Genomic DNA, 23,520 nt, shown 5'->3' on the forward strand with positions numbered 1-23,520 from the left:
CAAAGCACTTTTTTTATTGGCTGCTTTTCTTAGAAAGGCGGCGTTCTTGAAAAGATGAGTACACTTCGATAACAAGAATAATGAGCGTACCTAACACCAAACCGTTGCTCAAGAATGTCGTTACCAGTGGAGGCAGTGTAGAAAAAGCTTCCGAAGGTAAGAACATAACTCCAATTCCTGCGAATAGAGGAATTCCAGCTTTTTTCATGGCTTGATAAGGAGCAGATGTATTGGAAAACTCATGCATGCCTAATGCAATCATGCTCGCAAAGACAGGGAAAATAGCAGCATAGCCCACGGCTGTTGGTAAGCTAGACATAATGGAAGTGAGCGGAGTAAAAATGCTCACAAATAATAATAAGAACGACGCTACGATAAACGGTAAACGACTGTATATACCAGTTGCTGAAATAAAGCCTCCAGACCCCGAAATTGGAACTGCCCCGACACCAGAGAAAACGCCTCCAAGTAATTGACTAATGCCTGAAGCAATGCCTGATTGTTTGATATAGCTTCCTTTTGTTTTTGTCCCGTTACGTTCATAAACAAATTCAACGACGCGTATGGAAGCGAGCATGTTTGTAATTAAGATAAGCGTAACAAAGAAAGCAGTTGTTACCATGCTCCATGCTATTTTTGGGGGGCCAAAAGCAAACGGTTCAGGGATATAAAAGAGGTTGGGTTGAAACGTAATTTGATCCGTTAAGTTTAAAAGAGCGAACAGTCCCCAACCAATGCCGATGCTTGCAATAATACTAAACTTGTTAAGTAGCGGATGTGACAGCATATAAAAAGCCAATAGTAAAATAGCAGCTGAAGCTAACGCGACTGGAAGTTTAATAGTAGGGTTATCGCTTGTTACGCCAAGCATCCCTTTTAAAAATGAACCGCTTAGCTGTGCTACTAGTAAAATTAAATAAGTACCCGTTACGGTTGGGGTAAAATATTTTGCTAGCTTATCAATAAGGCCAAAAGCACTCATTAATAAAGCAATAATCCCGCTTGTAATCATCGTGAATTGTAAAACCTGAAGCGTTTCCGTTCCCGAACCAAATAAAACTGTTCCTAAGCCGGCATAAAGGGAAAATACGCCCCACCAAACGCCAGCTGGGCCTTCCATAATCGGTAATCGATGTCCGATGAAGATTTGAAGTAAGCCTGATGCTCCAAGAATGAAAAGCGTCCGCTGTAAAAATTCAATGGATTCTGTTGGTGAAAGGTTGAATTGAGAAGCGATGACAATTGGAACGATAATGCTATTAGAAATCATAAATAAAAACCATTGTAAAGAAGCAATGGACGTACGAATCATAGTATGCACCTCATGTTTAATCTGTCTAAATCTAGTTTGTTTTAGCTAGTAACTTTTTACATTTTACCACGAAATTGTTGTTTTGAAAGCGATATCTCTATATTAATCTAGAAAACAAATGCTGTAGGTATATCGACGTAGGTAAAGAAACGGTGCAAAAATTGACGAAATATGTAGGGTGAATAGAGAGATAGACAGAAATAAACAATTTATTCCAAAAACAATAAATATTATATTGAAAAAATTGAATAAATATTTTATAATTTTCTTAATATTTACTACAATTAACTCTTTTAAACAAAGAAGGGAGTGTAAAGATGAAGCTATACGTATCTATTGATATGGAAGGAATTACTGGTCTCGTGGATCAAAGCAACGTCTTTTTACAAGAAGCAAACTATGAGCGCAGTAGGCGCATTATGACGCAAGAAGCCAATGCTGTCATCACAGCTGCTTTAAAAAGCCGATGTACAGAAGTGGTTGTAAACGATAGCCATTCAAGTATGAATAACCTGTTAGTTGAAGACCTACATCCTGAAGCCGTTTTAATTTCAGGAAGCGTTAAGCCATATTCAATGGTTCAAGGTCTTGATGATTCATTTGCTGGAGCTATGTTTATTGGATACCATTCACGCGCTGGAATGCCTGGTGTTATGTCACATGCTATGACTTTCGGAGTGCGAAATATGTATATAAACGACGTAGCCGTTGGTGAGCTCGGATTTAATGCTTACGTCGCAGGATATTATGAAGTGCCCATCTTACTTGTAGCAGGAGATGATTATACAACCACCGAAGCGACATCACTCATTCCAAACATTACGACAGCAATTGTTAAAAAAGCCATTTCTCGTTCTGCAGCACAAACACTTACTCCTAAGAAAGCAGAACAATTACTTCAAGAAAAAGTTGAAATTGCCATTCAAAATAAACACTTAGTCAACCCTTTATTACCACCAACCCAACCAACCTTGAGAATCGAATTTAATAATTATGGTCAAGCGGAATGGGCCAATTTAATGCCAGGTACAAAAATTGAGCCTAATTCAACAACCGTTAGCTTTCAAGCGAAAGATATTTTAGAAGCATATCAAGCGATGCTTGTTATGACAGAACTTGCGATGCGAACTACATTTTGTTAGAAAGTGTGATTAAAAATGAAGACATACATAGTGAAGCGGTTTATTTCAATGATTATCACATTGTGGGTCATTGTAACATTAACCTTCTTTTTAATGAATGCTATACCAGGTTCACCTTTTAACGAAGAGCGAGCTACGAGTGAAGCTGTACAAGAAAATCTAGAGTCGTACTATCACTTAAATGAGCCATTAATTGTCCAGTATTTTATGTACATAAAATCCATTGTTACGTTTGATTTTGGACCATCAATTAAGCAGCCGTCTCAAACAGTAAATGATTTGCTGGGGCGCGGGTTTCCCGTTTCTTTTGAACTTGGAATGGTCACTTTACTTGTAGCTGTATTTTCAGGTATTGCGCTTGGAATTGTAGCTGCACTACGCCGCAATGGAATTGTCGATTATTTAGCTATGACGATTGCTGTTATCGGAATCTCGATTCCCAACTTCGTTATGGCAACGCTGCTTATTCAAAAGCTAGCCGTTGATTGGGCGATTTTGCCGGCTGCTACATGGACGAGCCCGAAGCATATGATTTTACCAACGCTTGCTCTTGCGACGGGGCCAATAGCTATTATCGCGCGCTTGACCCGTGCAAGTATGATTGAAGTGTTAACACAAGACTATATCCGAACAGCAAGAGCTAAAGGGCTTTCCCCCTATAAGATTGTATTTAAGCATGCTTTGCGAAACGCGTTGCTTCCTGTTGTAACGGTGTTGGGAACAATTGCTGCTAGCGTACTGACAGGGACGTTTGTTATTGAACAGATTTTTGCTATACCTGGTATGGGAAAATACTTTGTTGACAGTATAAACACGCGTGATTATCCGGTCATTATGGGAACGACAGTGTTTTATAGCGCCATTTTAATTTTTATGCTGTTTTTAGTAGACATTGCCTATGGCATTTTAGATCCAAGAATTAAACTACATCGAAAGGAAGGATGAGCATGAGTGATTTGAAAGCACAAGAGCCAGTAAACATTCCTGATGAATGGTTTGTGCCAAAGCAAAAAGATCGCACCGAGGCTGAAGCTGTTGTGCGTCCTAGCTTGTCTTATTGGCATGATGCATGGCTACGATTAGTGAAAAACAAGCTAGCAATGCTAGGTTTAATCTTTTTAGTTTTATTAGTCATCATGGCCATTATGGGACCGATGATTTCTCCCCACAGCGTCACGCAAACGGCATTTGCGAATCAAAATCAGCCACCTTCAAAAGAACACTGGTTTGGAACAGATGATTTAGGACGGGATGTCTTTACTCGAACGTGGTATGGAGCAAGAATTTCATTATTCGTTGGAGTAATGGCTGCTTTAATTGATTTTATAATCGGCGTTATTTATGGAGGAGTTGCTGGCTACAAAGGCGGTCGCACAGATAACGTGATGATGCGTATTGTTGAAGTCCTATATGGTCTTCCTTACTTGCTAGTCGTCATCTTGCTAATGGTGGTGATGGGACCTGGTTTATCAACCATCATCCTTGCACTTTCCGTGACAGGGTGGATTGGAATGGCCCGAATTGTCCGAGGGCAGGTTCTGCAAATAAAAAACTATGAATTTGTGCTTGCTTCCAAAACATTTGGCACAAAAACAGCCAGAATTATTAAGAAAAATTTGTTACCTAATACAATGGGACCCATTATTGTTCAAATGACATTAACGGTTCCAACAGCTATCTTTGCTGAAGCGTTTTTAAGCTTTTTAGGATTAGGTGTTCAAGCGCCTTTTGCCAGCTGGGGGGTAATGGCAAACGACGGTTTATCTTCTATTTTATCTGGCTATTGGTGGCGCTTATTTTTCCCGGCTTTCTTTATTTCCATCACCATGTTTGCATTTAACGTGCTAGGGGACGGTTTACAAGATGCCCTTGATCCAAAGTTAAGGAGGTAGAAGCGCAGTGGAAAAAGTTTTAGAAGTTCAAGATTTAACTGTGAAATTCGCTACATATGGCGGTGAGGTCCAAGCGGTTAGAGGCGTGTCGTTTGATTTATATAAAGGCGAAACGCTCGCGATTGTAGGCGAGTCAGGATGTGGGAAAAGCGTAACTTCTCAAAGCATTATGAGGTTGATTCCAAATCCTCCAGGAAAGATTACAAGAGGATCAATCTTATTTAAGGGAAGGGATTTAGCAAAGCTTTCTGAAAAGGCAATGAGAAAGATACGCGGCGCAGATATCTCAATGATTTTCCAAGATCCAATGACTGCATTGAACCCAACAATTACGGTAGGGCAACAAATTGCAGAAAGCATGATGCAGCATGAAAATATTACAAAAAAAGCAGCAAATAAAAAAGCACTAGACATGCTTAATTTAGTTGGAATTCCAAATCCAAAAGAGCGCTTGAAACAATATCCTCATGAATTTAGCGGAGGTATGAGACAGCGGATTGTCATTGCCATGGCTCTTGTATGTGAACCGGAAGTACTCATTGCCGATGAACCGACAACGGCTTTAGACGTAACGATTCAAGCTCAAATTTTAGAGCTTTTTAAAGAGGTTCAAGCAAAAACAGGTGTATCCATTATTTTGATTACGCATGATTTAGGAGTTGTGGCCCAAGTCGCAGACCGAATAGCCGTCATGTATGCAGGTAAAATCGTTGAAGCAGGAAAGCGGAGAGGTATTTTTTATCAACCGCAGCATCCTTATACAAAAGGTCTCTTACAGTCTGTGCCACGCCTCGATTTGAGTGGTGGAGACCTCGTGCCAATTGCTGGTTCGCCGCCAGACTTATTTGCACCTCCTATTGGATGCTCATTTGCTGCTAGGTGTCCTTACGCAATGGAAGTGTGTGATCGCGTGTATCCTGGTGAAATTTTGTTTCGGAATGAGCATTCAGTTAGCTGTTGGCTGCAAGATGAAAGAGCCAAAAAACTAGTATCTACTATAAGCTAGCCTTATAGATACATAAATAGGTAAAGAGAACAGGGGGAACAAGATGAAACGAATTATGTCTGTCGTGATGATGTCTATTTTAGTATTTGCGCTTGCTGCCTGTACGGCAACAAGCGATTCAGGTGCCGAGCCTGAAGGTGGTAATAAGAAGGAAGATGGTAAAGTATTGTATATGAATAACCGTGCAGAACCAACTTCTTTTGATCCACCAATTGGTTTTGACTCGTACTCTTGGCAAATGTTAAACAACTTAATGGAAGGCTTAACAAGATTAGGGCAAGAGCATGAACCAGAAGCAGCAATCGCTGAGAAATGGGATGTATCAGAAGATGGTAAAGTTTATACATTTCATATTCGTGAAGATGCAAAGTGGTCGAATGGTGATGACGTAACGGCAGGAGACTTTGAATTTGCATGGAAACGATTATTAAACCCTGAAACAGGCTCTCGAGCTGCTTTCCTAGGCTATTTTATTGAAGGTGGAGAAGAGTTTAATACAGGAAAAGGAAAAGCTGAGGACGTAAAAGTAAAAGCAGTAGAGGATAAGACGTTTGAAGTAACGTTAAAGAGTCCACAAGCGTACTTTTTAAGCGTCATTGCAAATCCTGCATTTTTCCCAATCAATGAAAAAGTAGCAACGGAAAACCCTAAGTGGTTTGCTGAAGCGAAAAGTTTCGTTGGAAATGGTCCATTTAAGCTGACAGAGTGGAAGCATAACAGCAATATCGTTATGGAGCGAAACGATCAGTATTGGGATGCGAAAAGTGTGAAGTTAGATAAAGTTAACTGGGCAATGGTGGAAAATACAAATACAGAATATCAAATGTACCAAAACGGTGAGCTTGATGTATCTGAAATTCCAGCGGATTTAAGTGATCAGTTGTTAAAAGATGATAGTCTAGACATTAAAGATCAAGCAGGTGTTTATTTCTATCGTCTTAATCTAGATCAAGAGCCGTTCCAAAATGTCAATATTCGTAAGGCGTTTGCTTTAGCTGTGGATCAAGACCAAATTGTTAACTATGTAACGAAAAACAAAGAAGAGCCGGCTTATGGCTTTGTATCAAAAGGGTTTAATGATGCTAACGGCTCTGATTTCCGTGAAACAAGCGGTGATCTTGTCAAAACAGATGTGAAACAAGCAAAAGAGCTTTTAGAAAAAGGAATGAAAGAAGAAGGATACGATAAGCTACCTCAAGTCACGCTAACTTATAGCACAGATGATACGCATAAGAAAATTGCTGAAGCACTGCAACAAATGTTTAAAGAAAATTTAGGTGTTGATGTGAAGCTTGCGAACATGGAGTGGAACGTATTCCAAGAAGAGCAAAAAGCACTGAAATTCCAATTATCTCGTAGTTCGTTTTTAGCTGACTACGCAGATCCAATCAATTTCTTAGAAAACTTCCAAACAGGCCATTCAATGAACCGTACGGCTTGGAGTAATGAAAAATATGATCAATTAATTCAACAAGCAAAGAATGAAGCTGATGAAAAGAAACGATTTGAGCTAATGTATGAAGCTGAAAAACTATTATTTGATGAAATGCCAATTATCCCAATTCACTTCTATAACTACGTATTTTTGACAAACGAAAACGTATCTGGAATTGTTCGTCATCCAGTTGGTTACTTAGAGTTAAAATGGGCGGATAAAAAATAAACATCGTTCATAAAGTAGTGAATAAGCAGGCTGTGCAAAATGGGAGCAATTTCTCTATTTCGCACAGCCTCTTCATTACATAAAGGGAAAGGGTGCTTTTAAATGATGAAACCTTCTGCTTTAAAAAAAGGAGATATCGTCGGCGTTGTATCACCAGCTAGCCCACCAAAAGAACAGCGGTTAAAAAAGGGAATTGCGTACCTAGAAAGCTTAGGACTTCAGGTTCAAGTTGGAAAATCAGTTTATGAAAAAAATGGCTACCTTGCAGGAACAGATGAACAGCGTGCAGGGGATATTAATGCTTTTTTTGCTAATCCAAACGTCAAGGGGATTATTTGTGCTTGCGGTGGTTACGGAACGGCTAGAATGGCAGATTTACTAGACTATGAGCTCATTAAAGACAATCCAAAGATATTCTGGGGCTATAGCGATATTACATTTTTACATACGGCTATTTCTCAAAAAACAGGACTTATTACGTTTCACGGGCCAATGCTGTCATCTGATATCGGAAAAGATGATGTAAAAGAACAAACAAAGCAGTCTTTTCAACAGCTTTTTACCCCTCAGCCAACATATTATACTGACCAAATTACCCCGCTCCAGATTATCGAACAGGGGGAGGTAAGCGGCCAGCTAATTGGTGGTAACCTGACGTTATTAGCAAGTTCACTCGGTACAGAGTTTGAAGTGGATACAAAGGGCAAGATTTTATTTATTGAAGATATTGAAGAAGAGCCGTACAGCATTGACAGGATGATGACGCAGTTAAAGCTTGCTGGGAAATTTGAAGATGCAGCAGGCATTATGCTTTGCGATTTTCATAAGTGTGAACCGTTAAAAAAAGAAAACTCTTTATCATTAGAAGAAGCTTTATTACAGCCGTTAAAAGGTTTGAAAAAGCCGATTATGAAAGGGTTCTTAATCGGACACTGCTCGCCACAAATTGCGGTGCCTGTTGGGGCGTATGCAACAATGTCAACCTATGAGCGAATGGTAGAGTTAGAAGCCGGCGTGAAAGTAGATTAATAAAGGGAGAGGATACAATGGATGCTAAGAGATACGTTGTCACAGTGTCAGTTGCAACGGTGTGGACATCTACAGAATCACCTCGCAGCCTTGATAAGGTCGCACTAGAAGCACCTGTTGATATAGAAGAGTGGTTATATCGTTTAACGTATGAAAAACGTCTCGCTTTATGCAACGAAAACCTTGTCCAAACGCAGCTTTTATTTGGTGAAAAGGTCGAGGTTATTAAGCAGGAGGGAGATTGGTGCTACGTCCTTATTCCAAGTCAGCCTTCTAAAAAGAATGATGCAGGGTATCCTGGTTGGGTTCCCGCAAGTCAATTAAAGTCAGTAGAGGTACAAAAACAAGACTCATATGCTCAGGTAGTGGCCAAAAAAACGCTTTTAGTAATTAATAATCAAACAGAGCTGATGCTTAGCTATCGAACGACTTTACCTGTGCTTCAACACCTAAACGAACATGTTGAAGTAGAGACGCCGCTTGGAAAAGGTCTCCTCCTGACTAAGGATGTTAATGTAGTTCAAGCTGATACAGAACAGCATCCAACAAAATCGGGAGAGCATCTCGTGTTGGAGGGAAAGCGATTTCTAGACCTTCCCTACTTATGGGGAGGAATGAGCTCATATGGCTTTGACTGTTCAGGCTTTACCTACTCCCTTCATAAAGCGAATGGATATACGATTCCTCGCGATGCAAGCGACCAGGCTACAAGTGGCAAAGGGGTTGCATATGAAGAAATGAAGCCAGGAGATTTATTATTCTTTGCTTACGAACAAGGAAAGGGTTTTGTACATCATGTGGCTATGTACTATGGAAATGGTCAAATCATTCATTCGCCGAAAACGGGTAAAACTGTTGAGGTTATTCCTATTAAAGGAATGGAATACGAAGATGAAATTTGCGCAATACGTCGCTACTGGACATAAGGAGGAAATGAAATGACAAAGAAACAGCCTATTCTCGAAGTGAAAAATATGACAAAGTACTTTCCTGTTGCTAAAAATAAAGAATTAAAGGCTGTAGATAATGTTTCGTTTTCCATTCAAAAAGGTGAAACGTTTGGATTAGTAGGAGAGTCTGGATGCGGAAAGTCAACGACAGGACGGACGATTATTGGTCTTTATCAGAAAACGAGCGGTGAAGTACTTTATAAAGGGAAAGATGTGCATAAACTATCTGAAAAAGAGAAATTTACGTTTCAGCGAAATATGCAAATGATTTTTCAAGATCCGTATGCGTCCTTAAACCCAAGGTCTACAGTAAGGGAAATCATTTCAGAGCCCATGGAGGTTCATGGGTTATATTCTAATAAAAAAGAGCGCTTAGAGCGCGTTTATGAACTTTTAGAAGATGTTGGTTTGAATCGTGATCATGCCAATCGCTATCCTCATGAATTTAGTGGGGGGCAACGTCAAAGAATTGGCATTGCACGGGCTTTAGCTCTAAACCCCGAATGTATTATTGCAGATGAGCCCATTTCCGCTTTGGACGTATCGGTTCAGGCTCAGGTTGTTAATTTACTGAAGAAATTGCAGGAAGAAAAAGGGCTTACGTATTTATTTATTGCTCATGACTTGTCAATGGTTAAGCATATTAGCAACCGTATTGGCGTTATGTATTTAGGTCATCTCGTTGAACTGACAACAAGTAATTCATTATATAACAAACCATTACACCCTTATACAAAAGCCCTTTTATCCGCCATTCCAATACCAGACCCTGATATTGAAGATGCGCGCGAACGCATTGTACTACAAGGAGAGCTACCAAGCCCAATTGATCCGCCATCTGGATGCGTATTTCGAACGCGATGTCAGTTTGCGATGGATGCGTGTGCAAATATGAAACCGGAGTGGCAGGAGGTTGGAGAGAATCATTTTGTGGCGTGTCACCTTTATAACGAAGGGATTGTAGATTTAACCTCTGAAATTGCAGCAAGCAAACTATGAGTCTAGTGGAAGAAAAAATTCGTTTTACCGTTCGGCAATGGTCGTCCATGTATAGGGGGAGAGTGAGCTATCTCTTTGAAACTCCTGAAGAAAGGATCGAGCAAGGAGCGACAAACGTGTATCCGTCTGCTAGTACTATTAAGCTGCTCATTGCAGTTGAAGCGTGTCGCCAAATTGATTCCGGCGTTATTTTAGTTCAGCAGACCATCGCTGTTAAACAATCGGATCTTGTAGGAGGAGATGGAATCTTACATGTGTATCCCTACTTACCGACCGTTACAGTGAAAGAGCTAGTTTTGTTGATGCTCATTCTTTCTGATAATACGGCTACAAATATGTTAATTGACCTTTTGGGACAAGACCGCATACAAGCTTGTATTAATGATTTAGGGTTAGAAAACACCCAGCTCAATCGTCAGATGATGGATGCTCAAGCGGCTGTGGAAGGAAGAGATAACGTCATAACAGCAGCGGACTTACTTACATGTCTGAAAGTACTCTATAGAGAGGACGTTCTTTCTAAAGATTCGCGTGACTTTTTAAAAGGAAGCTTACTTAACCAGCGAATGCGGGATAAACTACCTTCTATGCTGAATGAAGAGTGTTTTATTTTAAATAAACCTGGACATTTGCGCGGAATAACGCACGATTGCGGTGTGCTGTTTACGCATCATAAAAGGTGCTATGCTGTGGTATTAATTGATGGACTTGAACATAACGAGTATGGACGGAGGCTAATTGCAGATCTCGGTCGGATTATTAGCGAAGTGCTTACTCAATAAATTGTATAATCAATCATTCATCCTATACAAACTTTCACATATTTTTTATATAATAGATTTGTATAATTAATTTTTGGTTGAATTTACTAACGACAGTATTTAACCATAATGGTGGTGTAGGTATGACAAACGAGTCGGCAATGGTTGATATTATAAAAGCGTTTAAGCGCAATTCAACAGAGTCAATTGCAATGGATTTAATAAAAGAAGTAAGGGGAACGTTTTGTCCGCTTCCAAAGTATGTGGCGGACTTAATTGATGAATTGAGAAAGTTAAAATTAAAAGATGAAGTTATTAGCGTCATCTTATATCAATCTGTATATGTGCATAATCATCAGTTTAATATTAAGGATACGCCTACTAATCGGCAATTTATTCAGGATACTGTTTTTATGGGGCGCAAGTGGGTGCAGCAGTACGGGAAAATTGAAAATGTCGAACAAGCAATTCAAATTGCGGAACATGCGTCCTTAGATGCGGAAGAGCCAGAAGTGCCAAATCCTTTTGATTCAAAGAAGGTTACGCTTGAAGTGAGCTTAGACCCGCAAACGTACGAGATGTTAAAAAATATTGCTGTCTATTATGATCATGTGGGATATGATGACTCGATCTCAACGGCAGTACAGCATTTATACACGCAGCTACTCGAGGCTCAGCAAAAAAGTCGATAAGAAAAAATCACGTAACATGGAAAACGTTACGTGATTTTTTTATCATTGATTGTTTCGATAAACGTAAGGGTCATCAGGTTCCAGGAATTGATGCTGATCGTAAGGGCTGTTTTTTTCATAGATTGGAAAATTAAATCCCTGCGCTTCAACAATCTTAGAATCTAGCTTGGAAATTGGTAAAAATAAAGCGGTGATAAAAGGTATGCTAGTCCCATCATTACGAAATGAGCCGACCAATCCTGTTGCCCAAGGTCTAACAGGATGGATGTTTTCATAAACGTTTGCATACTAGCCGCAATAAGCGCTCCAATGATTAAATATTTACCGACTGAAAAAAACTCATCAATGGAATGCTGGATGGTTCCTACTAACTTTTGGCCAAATGTCTTTTTCTGAACGTCAACGCATACGCTATGCTTCGTTTGATCTGTTTTAAATTGAAACGTCAGCAGCATGCCGACTACAATTGCTACGACGAGCGCCACAGAGCTACGCTCCCATACAACGGCCCAGTTGTTTCCAAACGCTACATATGTAGAAAACAAAACAACTGGGTTAATGATAGGACCTGTAAACATAAACGGAATCGCAGCGTATAGTGGTACGCCTTTTGCCATTAATCGCCTTGTAATAGGTACAATTCCACATTCACAAGCTGGAAATAAAGCGCCTATAAAAGTTGCTAAAAAAACAGCGCCTACTTTATTTTTTGGTATGGCTTTTGCCATCATTTCTTCTGTAATAAACACTTGAATAATTCCAGAAATAAATACACCCAATAACACAAAAGGAAGGGCTTCAATTAGGATACTGATAAAAATTGTGTTTAGCTGCAACAAGGATGAACTCATAGTACCACTCCAATTTTGTCTTAAGAAAATAAATTTGCATGCACTCAACTTTTACAGAAAATAGTTTAATATAAAAGGATTTGTGAATATCCACCTAATTGTCTAGTTTGAATAGTTGAGTTAGTCCTATAACGGGTAGTATTGTAAAGAGCGGGAAGCTTTGCTAAGATACGATTTCAGGAGAAGAATAGGAGGAACGAAACATGTACATTATGGACTATCATCATCATACGAATCATTCATTCGATTCAAAAGCGGTTATGAACGAGGTATGCACAGAAGCTATCCATCGTAATATTAACGAAATTTGCTTTACAGAACATTATTCACTTAATCCACTTGCTCCTACATATGGACATATTAATTTAAAACGTTATATAAAAGACATTGAACAGTGTCGTGCGCAGTTTGAAGGAAAGCTAGTTATAAAAGCAGGAATTGAAATTTGTGAGCCGCATTTATTAAAAAGTGAGTATCAAAAGGTATTAGAGCCGCTTCAGCTAGATTTTATCTTAGGATCTGTTCATAACATCAATGACAAAAAGCTCCGCTTATATTTACAACATAAAACAGTAGAAGAAGTATACGGTGGTTATTTTGAAGAACTCTACAATCTAGTGAAGTATGCTGATATCGATGTGCTTGCTCATATTGATTTAATGAAGCGCTATGCAATAAAAGTGCACGGGAATTATGACTTTGACCAATTTAAGCCACAGCTAAAGGACATTTTAACAAAAGCGATTGAACGCAATATTGGAATTGAAATTAACACTTCGGGAATGCGAAGCAGCTTAGCGGAGCCCCTACCTTCTCAAGCTGTATTAAAATTATATAAAGAGCTTGGAGGAGAACTGCTAACGGTAGGTTCTGACTCTCATAAAGTTGAAACGGTTGGCGACCATATTTCTGAAGCAATAGCGCTTGCGAAGGAATGCGGATTCCGCTACGTCTTTACGTATGACAAGCGCCAGCCAAGTGCCATTTCGATTTAAAAGACCAGTTGAATGTAGAAGAGAATATTTGTCAATAAGAGTCCGCAGAAGTCTTTATGTAGAAGGCTTACGGGCTTTTTTTGATTACTATTTTGTGAATGCGGTTTTGGTTTTATTGAGCTTAGCAAGTTCTTTTCCTCTTACAAAATACTGCTTTACTTCTTTATTCTCTGCACATTGCGCAAAACCAGTAATTAACTGCATTCCAATATTATTTGTCTCTATTCCATGAATGTTCTTGTTACTAGTATTGCATAAGATGATTTCGATAACTTTAGTTGCTAAATGTGTGAATCATTCTATCTTACACAAAAGAATAATAGAAGTAGGTGGAGGTGTACTAAACACGAGCAACTTGAAGCTATGACGGTGGATGAAAAGAATCATGCAAGCTTAATCAAACGGTCACAAAATGTTCACATCATTAAAAGATGTTAAGGATAAAACACAGGAAACAACAGGCTTCTAGAGAGGTTGATGTGTTTACAAACAATTAATAAAAGTAAATAAACGAAGGTACCAACACAATGGATGCTAAGGATATGAAAGGGTTTTCGAGTGCCAATATGACATTTGTCATATTTGTCATGTGACATGTACTACTACACATGGTTTCTTTTTATATTTATAATTTTAAATAAATTATGAATGTGAAAGGGAAATCCAAATGATTAAACAAAAACAAAAACAAAAAATGTTGAGACAATCAATGGCACCTTATGAAAAGCCAAATGAGAAAAGCAGTGTCGTTCAACTGATTAATACTATTGTTCCGTTTTTTGCTTTATGGTTTCTTGCTTATCAAAGCTTAGCGATTTCATATGTATTAACTTTAGCAATTGGAGTGGTTGCCGCTGGCTTTTTAGTTCGAATTTTTATCATTTTCCATGATTGCTGCCACAACTCTTTCTTTAAGAATCGACGCTACAACAAAGTTCTTGGTACCATTACAGGAGTTTTAACTTTGTTTCCATACAACCAATGGGCACACAGTCATTCTATCCACCATGCTACGAGCGGAAATTTAGATAAGCGTGGAATCGGTGACCTGTGGATTTTAACAGTAGACGAATACTTGGAAGCACCTCGCTCACGTCGCATTGCTTATCGTTTATACCGCAATCCATTTGTGATGTTTGTGATAGGTCCTATCTATGTGTTCTTGATTACAAATCGCTTTAATCGTAAAGGAGCTAAGCGAGCTGAGCGCATCAATACGTACATTACAAACGTTGCGATTGCGCTTATTGTGACAGTTGGATGTTTAACACTAGGATGGCAGTCATTTTTAATGGTTCAAGGTCCGATTTTCTTAATCTCAGGTTCACTGGGTGTTTGGTTATTTTACGTACAGCATCAGTTTGAAGATTCGTACTTTGAGGCAGATGAAGAGTGGGAGTACGTGCAGGCAGCAGTTGAAGGGAGCTCTTTTTACAAACTTCCGAAAGTGTTACAGTGGTTAACGGGTAACATTGGCTACCATCATGTTCACCACTTGAGCCCTCGGGTTCCGAATTATCACTTAGAAGCTGCTCATAATAATACCGAGCCGCTTCAAAATGTACCGACCATTACACTTCGCACCAGCTTAGAGTCTTTACGCTTTCATTTATGGGACGAAGATCAAAAGAAATTTGTTGGTTTTAACCATCTAAAAACATTTAGCCGTGAAGAACGACAAAAAAGAGTAGCGGTATATTCTAGAGCAAATGTAAAATAATACTCAATGCCATATGTGATTATGATACGATAATCATATATGGCATTAATTATGAAAGTAAAAGAGGGTTTGCGTCATGAAGAAAAAGGATACAATTTTTCAAAAGATAACGGGAATGTCTCCTTACATATGGACAGTTTTTAGTTTACTGCCTTTTTACTTTGTTTTTCAGTCTTCTTCAATGAATGAGATTGTGTTAGGTATTTTGTTAACGATTCTCTTCTTTATTTTTTATCGCATTGCTTTTATATCAAAAGGCTGGCCTATTTATGTATGGACAATTCTCCTCATTAGTATATCCATCGCGATGACGACGCTTTTTAGCTACGTTTATTTTTCCTTTTACTTTGCTTTTTTTCTCGCTTATTTCATAGGAAATGTTCAAAAATGGCTTACATTTATTACGCTTTATATTATTCATTTAGTCAGCACAGCCATTTCACTAAACTATAATATGGTTGCTCAAGAAGAGCTGTTTGTTCGCCAACTTCCGGTTATGATTATCATTTATATGAGCGTAATCATCTTTCCATTTACAATCTATAACCGTAAGAAAAGAGAGCGCTTAGAGGAGCAGTTAGAAGACGCAAATAAGCGAATTTCAGAGCTGGTCAAACAAGAGGAAAGACAGCGAATTGCTCGTGACCTTCACGATACGCTTGGGCAAAAGCTATCCCTAATTGGATTAAAAAGTGACTTGGCACGTAAGCTGATCAATAAAGATCCAGAGCAGGCAAGAGCAGAGTTAAAAGACGTTCAGCAAACCGCACGAACTGCGTTAAATGAAGTTCGTAAACTAGTGTCTCAGATGAGGGGGATTCGATTAAAAGAGGAACTCGTACGCGTAGAACAAATACTTAGCGTAGCTGAAATAGAGTTTATTCATAACGAATTGGCTTTATCAAACGTTTCTCCTCTGACAGAGAATATTTTAAGCATGTGTTTAAAAGAAGCGGTAACAAACGTTGTAAAGCATAGTAAAGCCTCTTGCTGTGAAGTGAATATTGTACAATCTACAGATGAAATTATGATTACCATTCAAGATAATGGACAAGGCATTGCAAGTAAAGATGCTTTTCAACACGGAAATGGACTTATTGGTATGAGAGAAAGATTAGAGTTTGTAAACGGAACGCTAGATATTCAATCAGATGAAGGAACAAAGATTATTGTGAAAGTTCCGAGCGTGCGTAAGCAAGTGGAAAAGGAGGAAGAGAAATGATTCGAATCGTTATAGCGGAAGATCAGCGGATGCTGTTAGGTGCTTTAGGCTCTTTGCTAAGCTTAGAAGATGATATGGAAGTCGTTGGGAAAGCATCGAATGGAGAAGAAGCAGTAGCTCTTGCGCGTCAGCATCATCCCGATGTTTGCATCATGGATATCGAAATGCCTCTTAAAACAGGGCTAGAAGCAGCAGAAGAGCTGGAAGAACTCGATTGCAAAGTGATTATTTTAACGACTTTTGCACGCTCTGGTTATTTTCAACGAGCGTTAAAAGCAAAAGTTAGCGGTTACTTGCTGAAGGATAGCCCAAGTGAAGAGCTAGCGAGTTCCATTCGAAGTATAATGCAAGGAAGACGAATTTATGCTCCTGAGCTTGTGGATGATGTATATGCGGAAGAAAATCCGCTAACGGAGCGCGAAAAAGAAGTACTGCAGCTTGTAGCTGATGGGAAAAATACAAAAGAAATTGCAGAAGAGCTGTCTTTGAAAACCGGTACCGTAAGAAACTATATCTCCACCATCTTGGATAAGCTTGAAGTGAAAAATCGCATTGAAGCTATTACGCGTTTTAAAGAAAAAGGTTGGTTTAAATAAAAGGAAAAAAGGGGACATATTACTATGCCCTCTTTTTTGTGTTTATTCTAAATTTTCTGATATTATTATTTTACATTGTAAGCGATTTCGTTTATAATGAAAGCAGAAGAGCTGATTGCTCTCACAACATTATTTAATTGAAAAAGAATGGCTAATAAAATAAACATAATGGATAGGAAATATTTGTGGTTAATTGAACAGTAGAGGAGATGAAACAGAAATGGTAAAACAGGAAAAGTTAATGTTTGGTGACTTCATTCAAGGTGATCGCTTCGAATTACATTCTTACCTTGTTTATTTGTTTCAGCAGTCTCAAAGAAAGATTAGACATATTAAACGAGAAGCAAATTGATACATGTTCAGCATCCCGTCATACATAAGCGGTAGCGCTTCGTTTCTTAACGGCGCTACCGCTTATTATATGAAAAAAAGAATAAATTAACTAATTGACAACAGCATGTCTATCAGTATAAGTTATACTACGTGTAGAAAAAAATGAACATGAAGTATACTGCTGTAGCATGCTATTTTTGTGTTCTAATAGGAGGAGAGACAGCTCGAATGTCGGGAGAACAAAGAAAAAAAATCATTATCTTAATGATTAATATATTTATTGCGGTTGGAAGTTTTGGAATCATTATTCCAATCTTACCTGCTTATTTACAGTCAATTAATCAGGGGGGAACTGCAGCGGGGCTAATGATTGCTATTTTTGCAGGTGCTCAGCTTATTTTTTCACCAATTGCAGGAAAGTGGTCCGATCAATACGGACGACGAAAAATGATTATATATGGACTTGCTGGCTTAACGCTGTCTATGTTTATCTTTTACGCAGTCAATTCCATTTGGTTACTTTATGCATCTCGCGTCATTGGTGGAGTGGGTGCAGCTTTACTTATTCCTGCTATCTTTGCATATGTTGCGGATATTACAACGATGGGGCAGCGTGCAAAAGGAAACAGTCTTGTATCAGCGGCTATGTCTCTAGGAATTGTAATTGGGCCTGGACTTGGTGGCTTTTTAGCTGATTTTGGCTTGAAGATTCCATTTTTAGTCTCAGCACTTGTATCTCTTGTAGCTGTTTTATTTTCAATGATGCTATTAGAAAATAGTGAAACAGAAGAAGCTACAGCAGCACGAGCAGCTATTCAAGATAATGAATCTATGGTTTCGAAACTAGCACGTTCTGTTAAGATGCCTTATTTTATACCGCTGGTTATTACTCTTGTGATGAGCTTTGGGCTAATGGCGTATGAGTCAGTTCTTGGTCTATTTTTAGATAAACAGTATGGGGCTACGCCACAGCAAATTGCTTTAATGGTTACAGCAACAGGGATTGTTAGCGTGATTGTACAGCTGTTTCTAGTAGATCGCATCGTTCGTATATTTGGTGAAATAGCGGTATTAAACATTTTTATCGGCGTGGCAGCACTTGGATTTCTATTGTCACTATTCACAGGGAGCTACAGCTTATTCTTTGTCATTTCGCTTATTATTTTCCTTGCAACGTCTATTCTTCGTCCAGTCTTAAATACGCTTATTTCAAAAATGGCCGGAAATGAACAAGGGTTTGCAATGGGAATGAATAATGCTTATATGAGTATTGGAAACGTTTTAGGTCCAACTCTTGCTGGTGTTTTATTTGATGTGCAAATTATGTATCCATTTGTACTAGGTTTTGTTTTATTACTTGTAACGCTTGGTATTACGATGGTGTGGCAAAAGCGTACGCTAAAACAAAGCGCACTTGCGAATAAATAAAAAGAAAGAGCGCATTCTCTTTCTTTTTTTAATTGCATATTTTAATAGTTTGTGGTAATATATAGAAAATTCAAACACGATGAAGAGAAGAGTAAATAAGTAAGCTTTGTACAGAGAACCCGGTAGCTGAAAACGGGTCAAAGCTAATTTGTTGAATCAAGTCTCAGAGAGGCATATCGGAACCGATGAGGGGATGATATGACGGGTGCTCCTGTTACAGAGCTAAGGTATGATTGTACCTGATGAGATTGATGTGGTGACATGTCAATAAACTGGGGTGGCAGCGCGGTAAAAACTCGCCCCCAAGACAGTATTATGTCTTGGGGGCGAGTTTTTTTATGGATTAAAGGAGGAGAGAATTAATGAAGAAGACAGAATTGCGCGGACGATTATTACTTCTAGCAAGTATTGGCATTTCAGGAATCGGGAGTTGGATTTACTTTATTGCTTTGAACTTAGTTGTGTTACAAATCACTGGTTCAGCCCTAGCCGTTTCAACTCTTTATATTGTTAGAGCAGCAGCTGCGATGTTAACGAACCTATGGGCTGGGAGTCTCATTGATCGTTTAAACAAAAAGCACGTAATGATTGGATTAAACCTGATCCAAGCCGCTGTTATTTTATGGTTGGCTTTTTCAAATTCACTTCTCGTAATCTATGTACTGGTTGGAATTACAACCGCTGTAGGCGCAGCGTATGAACCAACATCTATGGCGTATATAACAAAGTTTTTACCAGAAGAGAAGCGTAAAAGATTCAATTCACTTAGAAGTCTTCTTGATGCAGGAGCATTTTTTACAGGACCAGCCGTTGCGGGTTTATTAGTGATGGTCGGTACACCAGCAACTGCTATTTGCATTAACAGTATCGCATTAGTGCTTTCGGCGCTGCTGCTTTGGTTTGTGCCAAATATAGAGCCAAAGGGGTTTACTACACAAAAGGTTCAAAGGTTATCATTTTACATGATTAAACAGGATTGGCATCTTGTATTTTCTTTTAGCCGGCACGCAGTGGGAGTTATGCTTATTTATTTACTCTTTAGTTTCATGACGGTGTTGATGACCGCAACTGATTCACTCGAAGCTGCTTTTTCAGTAAAGGAACTAGGTTTAACAGAGGGAGAGTATGGACTATTGGTTAGCATAGCTGGTGGAGGTGTACTTATCGGTGCGCTTCTTAATACCATAATAGTTGAAAAAATTCCTACATCTTGGCTCCTTGGTATGGGGAGCATGCTAACAGCTGGAGGGTATATGTTATTTACAAATTCAACTACATTTTTTATAGCTGCCTGCGGATGCGCCTTGATATCGTTTGCAATGGCATTTGCGAACGCGGCATTTTATACGTTTTATCAAACGTATATTCCAGTTGAAATAATGGGGCGAGTTGGAAGCCTATATGGATTAGTAGAAAGTCTATGTATTATTATTGTAACCGCATTGTTTGGCATTTTAGTAGAAGTGATCTCCATACGCTTGGTCGTTATAATAGGAGCTGCTTTAATGATTATTGTAGCTTTGACAGTATGGACTTGTAGCTTACGGGTACTTGTTCAAAGAAAAAACGTTAGTGTAGAAAAAGTGAGTACATGAATAAGCAACTAAATGAGTCTTCAAACGTTTTATTAATAGTTAAATCGTAGGAGGGCTTATATGTTTAAAAAAATAATAAAAAGAGTAAGTATATCTTTAGCTGTAGCGTGTGTAACATGGATAACCTTGCATCAAGTGTTGACTGTTGTGGAAGACAAACGATATCCACCATTAGGAGAGCTTGTAGAAGTAAAGGGAAAGCAGATGCATATCTATCAAAAAGGTAAAGGGAAACAAACAATTGTATTATTAGCTGGCCTTGGAACACCTGCTCCAGCTGTTGATTTTTGAGTTATCACATACGTACAAAGTCGTAGTTGTGGAGCCTTTTGGTTATGGTTGGAGTGATTTTACAGAGAGTGAACGATCGGTTGAAAATATTGTTGAAGAAGTAAGAAATCCATTGAAAAAAGCAGACATACAAGGTCCATATATTCTTATGTCTCATTCGGTGTCAGGCATTTATGCAATGTATTATGCCAATCACTATCCTGATGAAGTGGAAGCCATTGTTGGCATTGATCCAACGTTACCAAAGATGCTGAGGTGTTTTGGTGAAGCTCCCTCAACGATGCCAAGTATTTTTCGATTTGTCGCTCCAACAGGGATTGCTCGTCTAGCAGTTGAGCTTGATGATGAGTCTTATTTACCTATCGCTGAACCAGGGATGTATTCCAGCCGAGAGTTAAAAATGATAAAGGCAAAGACCAGCATAAAAGGATACAACAAAAACATCATTATGGAAATGAATGAGACAGAAAGAAACGTGAATAAAACAGAATCCTTAACGATTCCAAATAAAGTACCAGTCTTAATTTTTGCTAAGAACTTTCAGAAAGAAACAAACGGTAAATCAACACTATCATTTTATGAGCAGGAAATTGCAAAGCAGCATCATAATAAAGTGGTGATGTTGAACGGACATCACTACCTTCATTGGACACGTTCTCGTGAAATAGTTGACGAGCTAAAGCTTTTTTAAAGGGAACGACACCAAATTAAAATTCAGAGCAGTATTTACTTTTTAGACAAATTAATAGGGTACATCAAGTATAGGTGTGAATCTTAATTTCGTATTTAATTCAACTTAAGTCTGCACACTTTCTCCATATCTATCCTTTATAATAGATGTACATTTACAGGGGAAGTGAAAGAAGTGAATAAAGTATCCATTAAATTAGGACTATTGTTTTTAGTTTTTATCTTAATTATTGAAGCAGGTTTATTTTTCTATTTATATACGGGGTTAGCGAACACTCGCATCTCAGAAGAGTTAGAGAGTTTAAGAGTAAGAGGGAATAGCCACCGAGAAGTATTAGAGCAGCACCGTGATTCCATAACGCTTAGTCACGTCGCGTTAATGGAGTCAGAAACCGATACGGATGTTGTCATTACTAACATAAACGGGGAAGTTTTGAGTGCTTCAACACCTCTTATTACAGGAGCAAAAGCGGCTGTGAATGAGTGGAGAGATAAGAAGCTCCCTTATGAGGGGAAAATTTTGCAAAGAGATTGGGAAACTTCCCCCTATATTGCAACAGCTTCTCCAATTGAAGTAAATGATAATCAAGTTGGCACAGTGTATATGTTTAAAGATACGAAAGATATCAAAGGAATGATTGATCGTCTCCAGCATCACTTTTACATAGCTGGTATTATTTCAATTGTATTTGCAGTTGTTACAACTTTTGCTTTATCAAAACTAATCACGGCACCTTTAGTACAAATGAAGCAAGCGACAGAAAAGATTAGCCAAGGGCATTTGACGGTAAAACTTGGCGCTCATTCTCGTGATGAGGTTGGACAGTTAGGAACATCCATTCAAGCGCTTGCGAATGAACTGCAGCGCTTGAAAAAAGAGAGAAACGAGTTTTTGAGCAGTATTTCGCACGAATTGCAAACGCCGCTGATGTATGTAAAAGGCTATGCAGACATTGCAAAGCGCCATGAAACAAGTGAAGAAAACCGCACAAAATATTTAGGGGTCATTGAGGAAGAGGCTGAGAGAATTTCAAAGCTTGTAAAAGATTTATTTCAGCTTGCTCGTTTAGATAAAAATACGTTTCTCATTGAAAAGCAAGAAGTTGAGCTTCAGTCCTATTTATCTAAAATTTGTGAAGCATTTCAATTAGCTCTAAGCGAAAAGAATGTTCATATTGAGGTGAACTGTCCAAAGTATGTAAATGTACTAATTGATGAAGAGCGCTTTATGCAAGTCATTATAAACGTTATAGATAATGCCTTAAGATATTCTGAAACAAAAAAGATTTTAATAAGCGTTGAAGAGGACAATTGGCGCGTCAAGCTGTCCATTCAAGACTACGGAGTGGGAATTCCGAGTGAAGATGTACCATATGTGTTTGATAAATTGTATCGCGTAGATAAATCAAGGTCTCGGAAGAATGGAGGCTACGGTTTAGGGTTATCGATTGTAAAAGATATTGTGGAAGCGCACGGTGGAAAAGTGGAGATGACAAGCATAGCAGAAAAAGGAACAACCGTGAGCATTTCGTTGCCAAAGGAGCGTTAATATGCCTACGATTTTATTAGTAGACGATGAAGTGAGAATGCTGGATTTATTAGAGCTGTATCTAGCTCCACATGGTTTTTCATGCATGAAGTGTGAAGATTCTACAGAAGTAGAAAAGTACCTAGAAAAGAACCCAATGATTCAGCTAGTGCTGCTCGACTTGATGATGCCCAAAAAAGACGGATGGACAGTTTGTCAAGAAATCAGAGCCAAGTTTAAAGTCCCTATCATCATGCTGACTGCTAGAGACCAAACTGAGGATGTTGTAAAAGGTTTAAATAGTGGAGCGGATGATTATATTACAAAGCCTTTTAGCGAAGAAGAGCTACTGGCTCGAATACAGGCTGTATTGAGAAGAACAGGTGTAGAAAAGAAAGGTATTTCCTATAAGGAGCTTTACGTAAATGAAGAAAGCAGGGAAGTTATTTATGTTGGTGAAAGCATTTCAATGACAAAAACAGAATTTGAGCTACTCTGCTTATTTTTAAAGCATCCCAATCGCGTTTTTCCTCGCGAAGATTTAGTTATGCTCATTTGGGGCTATGATACGGAAATTGAAGGGCGAACAGTTGATTCCCATCTGCGTAACGTCAGAGAAAAGCTCAGAAGCGCTGGTTTCCCAATCGAGCAACATCTTCAAACTGTGTGGGGAGTAGGATATAAATGGGACGCTTCATAAATAATCACACAATAAATTGTGTTTCTTCATAAAATCTGCACACTTCTTTTTTACACTAAACGTATATCGTTAAACCATTCGTAAAAATCTAGATAGCGAATGAGAAATTTGTAAAAGAGGGATGA

Annotated in this window: 22 protein-coding genes, 2 pseudogenes and 1 other annotated feature; of the genes and pseudogenes, 21 read left to right on the forward strand and 3 right to left on the reverse strand. The window is 38.7% G+C overall.

The window, feature by feature from the left end; translation table 11 throughout:
• Positions 1–13: 13 nt before the first annotated feature.
• A complete protein-coding gene (locus BFL01S_RS02975; protein ID WP_025908197.1) occupies positions 14–1,309 on the reverse strand; it encodes a purine/pyrimidine permease in 1,296 nt (431 codons plus the stop codon).
• Between the two features lie 320 nt (positions 1,310–1,629).
• On the opposite strand from BFL01S_RS02975, the gene dppA reads away from it, so the two are divergent.
• The 10 genes from dppA to BFL01S_RS03025 all read left to right on the forward strand — a co-directional run bounded on the left by dppA (position 1,630) and on the right by BFL01S_RS03025 (position 11,446).
• Positions 1,630–2,454, forward strand: a complete 825-nt coding sequence (dppA, locus tag BFL01S_RS02980) for a D-aminopeptidase DppA (RefSeq protein WP_025908196.1) — start codon at positions 1,630–1,632, stop codon at positions 2,452–2,454.
• 15 nt (positions 2,455–2,469) lie between these two features.
• Complete coding sequence (locus BFL01S_RS02985) at positions 2,470–3,399, forward strand: ABC transporter permease (RefSeq protein WP_025908195.1); 930 nt, start codon at positions 2,470–2,472, stop codon at positions 3,397–3,399.
• Positions 3,400–3,401: 2 nt separating this feature from the next.
• A complete protein-coding gene (locus BFL01S_RS02990; RefSeq protein ID WP_035320101.1) occupies positions 3,402–4,346 on the forward strand; it encodes an ABC transporter permease in 945 nt (314 codons plus the stop codon).
• Between the two features lie 7 nt (positions 4,347–4,353).
• Complete coding sequence (locus BFL01S_RS02995; RefSeq protein ID WP_061784822.1) at positions 4,354–5,352, forward strand: ABC transporter ATP-binding protein; 999 nt, start codon at positions 4,354–4,356, stop codon at positions 5,350–5,352.
• A 43-nt stretch (positions 5,353–5,395) separates the two neighbouring features.
• Positions 5,396–7,015, forward strand: a complete 1,620-nt coding sequence (locus BFL01S_RS03000; protein WP_025908192.1) for a peptide ABC transporter substrate-binding protein — start codon at positions 5,396–5,398, stop codon at positions 7,013–7,015.
• 102 nt (positions 7,016–7,117) lie between these two features.
• Complete coding sequence (locus tag BFL01S_RS03005) at positions 7,118–8,044, forward strand: S66 peptidase family protein (protein ID WP_061784823.1); 927 nt, start codon at positions 7,118–7,120, stop codon at positions 8,042–8,044.
• Positions 8,045–8,061: 17 nt separating this feature from the next.
• Positions 8,062–8,970 (forward strand): C40 family peptidase, encoded by a 909-nt coding sequence (locus tag BFL01S_RS03010; RefSeq protein ID WP_061784824.1) that lies wholly within the window; start codon positions 8,062–8,064, stop codon positions 8,968–8,970.
• Positions 8,971–8,982: 12 nt separating this feature from the next.
• Complete coding sequence (locus tag BFL01S_RS03015) at positions 8,983–9,993, forward strand: ABC transporter ATP-binding protein (protein WP_025908189.1); 1,011 nt, start codon at positions 8,983–8,985, stop codon at positions 9,991–9,993.
• A 62-nt stretch (positions 9,994–10,055) separates the two neighbouring features.
• Positions 10,056–10,775: a serine hydrolase gene (locus BFL01S_RS03020; protein ID WP_061784825.1), complete on the forward strand. Its 720-nt coding sequence runs from the start codon at positions 10,056–10,058 to the stop codon at positions 10,773–10,775.
• 122 nt (positions 10,776–10,897) lie between these two features.
• Positions 10,898–11,446, forward strand: a complete 549-nt coding sequence (locus tag BFL01S_RS03025) for a calponin homology domain-containing protein (RefSeq protein WP_025910306.1) — start codon at positions 10,898–10,900, stop codon at positions 11,444–11,446.
• 191 nt (positions 11,447–11,637) lie between these two features.
• Here BFL01S_RS03025 and BFL01S_RS03030 read toward each other — a convergent pair.
• Positions 11,638–12,297, reverse strand: a pseudogene (locus BFL01S_RS03030) (permease); the annotation flags it as partial.
• A 203-nt stretch (positions 12,298–12,500) separates the two neighbouring features.
• On the opposite strand from BFL01S_RS03030, the gene BFL01S_RS03035 reads away from it, so the two are divergent.
• Positions 12,501–13,292, forward strand: a complete 792-nt coding sequence (locus tag BFL01S_RS03035; protein ID WP_061784826.1) for a histidinol-phosphatase HisJ family protein — start codon at positions 12,501–12,503, stop codon at positions 13,290–13,292.
• Positions 13,293–13,379: 87 nt separating this feature from the next.
• Here BFL01S_RS03035 and BFL01S_RS19835 read toward each other — a convergent pair.
• A pseudogene (locus BFL01S_RS19835) lies at positions 13,380–13,523 on the reverse strand (DUF3231 family protein); the annotation flags it as partial.
• Positions 13,524–13,959: 436 nt separating this feature from the next.
• Between BFL01S_RS19835 and desA the strand changes: the two are divergent.
• From desA to BFL01S_RS03075, 10 genes are all read left to right on the forward strand, one after another.
• Positions 13,960–15,012 (forward strand): Delta(5) desaturase DesA, encoded by a 1,053-nt coding sequence (gene desA / locus BFL01S_RS03040; RefSeq protein WP_025910314.1) that lies wholly within the window; start codon positions 13,960–13,962, stop codon positions 15,010–15,012.
• 76 nt (positions 15,013–15,088) lie between these two features.
• Positions 15,089–16,234 carry a sensor histidine kinase gene (locus BFL01S_RS03045; protein WP_061784827.1) on the forward strand — a complete coding sequence of 382 codons (1,146 nt, stop codon included), beginning with the start codon at positions 15,089–15,091 and terminating at the stop codon, positions 16,232–16,234.
• Positions 16,231–16,830, forward strand: coding sequence for a response regulator transcription factor (locus BFL01S_RS03050; RefSeq protein WP_025910316.1), 600 nt, complete (start codon positions 16,231–16,233; stop codon positions 16,828–16,830). The genes BFL01S_RS03045 and BFL01S_RS03050 overlap by 4 nt, the downstream gene beginning before the upstream one ends.
• 220 nt (positions 16,831–17,050) lie before the next feature.
• Positions 17,051–17,182 carry a hypothetical protein gene (locus BFL01S_RS21210; RefSeq protein ID WP_257788887.1) on the forward strand — a complete coding sequence of 44 codons (132 nt, stop codon included), beginning with the start codon at positions 17,051–17,053 and terminating at the stop codon, positions 17,180–17,182.
• Between the two features lie 209 nt (positions 17,183–17,391).
• Positions 17,392–18,591 carry an MFS transporter gene (locus tag BFL01S_RS03055; protein ID WP_061784828.1) on the forward strand — a complete coding sequence of 400 codons (1,200 nt, stop codon included), beginning with the start codon at positions 17,392–17,394 and terminating at the stop codon, positions 18,589–18,591.
• Positions 18,592–18,661: 70 nt separating this feature from the next.
• Positions 18,662–18,898, forward strand: a binding site (T-box leader).
• Between the two features lie 55 nt (positions 18,899–18,953).
• A complete protein-coding gene (locus BFL01S_RS03060; RefSeq protein WP_061784829.1) occupies positions 18,954–20,186 on the forward strand; it encodes an MFS transporter in 1,233 nt (410 codons plus the stop codon).
• A gap of 60 nt (positions 20,187–20,246) precedes the next feature.
• On the forward strand, positions 20,247–20,477 hold the full coding sequence (locus BFL01S_RS20950) for a hypothetical protein (protein ID WP_224840117.1): 231 nt from the start codon (positions 20,247–20,249) through the stop codon (positions 20,475–20,477).
• On the forward strand, positions 20,446–21,168 hold the full coding sequence (locus BFL01S_RS03065) for an alpha/beta fold hydrolase (RefSeq protein WP_235859193.1): 723 nt from the start codon (positions 20,446–20,448) through the stop codon (positions 21,166–21,168). The genes BFL01S_RS20950 and BFL01S_RS03065 overlap by 32 nt, the downstream gene beginning before the upstream one ends.
• A 174-nt stretch (positions 21,169–21,342) precedes the next feature.
• Positions 21,343–22,716, forward strand: a complete 1,374-nt coding sequence (locus BFL01S_RS03070) for a sensor histidine kinase (protein WP_061784830.1) — start codon at positions 21,343–21,345, stop codon at positions 22,714–22,716.
• Between the two features lies 1 nt (position 22,717).
• A complete protein-coding gene (locus BFL01S_RS03075) occupies positions 22,718–23,395 on the forward strand; it encodes a response regulator transcription factor (RefSeq protein WP_061784831.1) in 678 nt (225 codons plus the stop codon).
• Positions 23,396–23,520: the final 125 nt, after the last annotated feature.

The organism is Priestia flexa NBRC 15715 (genome assembly GCF_001591565.1).
GTDB lineage: Bacteria > Bacillota > Bacilli > Bacillales > Bacillaceae_H > Priestia > Priestia flexa.

What these genes read in the sequence shown, in the direction of transcription:
- dppA (WP_025908196.1), top strand. Translation starts at nt 1,630, where the DNA reads ATGAAGCTATACGTATCTATTGATATGGAAGGAATTACTGGTCTCGTG.
- BFL01S_RS02985 (WP_025908195.1), top strand. Translation starts at nt 2,470, where the DNA reads ATGAAGACATACATAGTGAAGCGGTTTATTTCAATGATTATCACATTG.
- BFL01S_RS02990 (WP_035320101.1), top strand. Translation starts at nt 3,402, where the DNA reads ATGAGTGATTTGAAAGCACAAGAGCCAGTAAACATTCCTGATGAATGG.
- BFL01S_RS03000 (WP_025908192.1), top strand. Translation starts at nt 5,396, where the DNA reads ATGAAACGAATTATGTCTGTCGTGATGATGTCTATTTTAGTATTTGCG.
- BFL01S_RS03005 (WP_061784823.1), top strand. Translation starts at nt 7,118, where the DNA reads ATGATGAAACCTTCTGCTTTAAAAAAAGGAGATATCGTCGGCGTTGTA.
- BFL01S_RS03010 (WP_061784824.1), top strand. Translation starts at nt 8,062, where the DNA reads ATGGATGCTAAGAGATACGTTGTCACAGTGTCAGTTGCAACGGTGTGG.
- BFL01S_RS03015 (WP_025908189.1), top strand. Translation starts at nt 8,983, where the DNA reads ATGACAAAGAAACAGCCTATTCTCGAAGTGAAAAATATGACAAAGTAC.
- BFL01S_RS03025 (WP_025910306.1), top strand. Translation starts at nt 10,898, where the DNA reads ATGACAAACGAGTCGGCAATGGTTGATATTATAAAAGCGTTTAAGCGC.
- BFL01S_RS03035 (WP_061784826.1), top strand. Translation starts at nt 12,501, where the DNA reads ATGTACATTATGGACTATCATCATCATACGAATCATTCATTCGATTCA.
- desA (WP_025910314.1), top strand. Translation starts at nt 13,960, where the DNA reads ATGATTAAACAAAAACAAAAACAAAAAATGTTGAGACAATCAATGGCA.
- BFL01S_RS03045 (WP_061784827.1), top strand. Translation starts at nt 15,089, where the DNA reads ATGAAGAAAAAGGATACAATTTTTCAAAAGATAACGGGAATGTCTCCT.
- BFL01S_RS03050 (WP_025910316.1), top strand. Translation starts at nt 16,231, where the DNA reads ATGATTCGAATCGTTATAGCGGAAGATCAGCGGATGCTGTTAGGTGCT.
- BFL01S_RS21210 (WP_257788887.1), top strand. Translation starts at nt 17,051, where the DNA reads ATGGTAAAACAGGAAAAGTTAATGTTTGGTGACTTCATTCAAGGTGAT.
- BFL01S_RS03055 (WP_061784828.1), top strand. Translation starts at nt 17,392, where the DNA reads ATGTCGGGAGAACAAAGAAAAAAAATCATTATCTTAATGATTAATATA.
- BFL01S_RS03060 (WP_061784829.1), top strand. Translation starts at nt 18,954, where the DNA reads ATGAAGAAGACAGAATTGCGCGGACGATTATTACTTCTAGCAAGTATT.
- BFL01S_RS20950 (WP_224840117.1), top strand. Translation starts at nt 20,247, where the DNA reads ATGTTTAAAAAAATAATAAAAAGAGTAAGTATATCTTTAGCTGTAGCG.
- BFL01S_RS03075 (WP_061784831.1), top strand. Translation starts at nt 22,718, where the DNA reads ATGCCTACGATTTTATTAGTAGACGATGAAGTGAGAATGCTGGATTTA.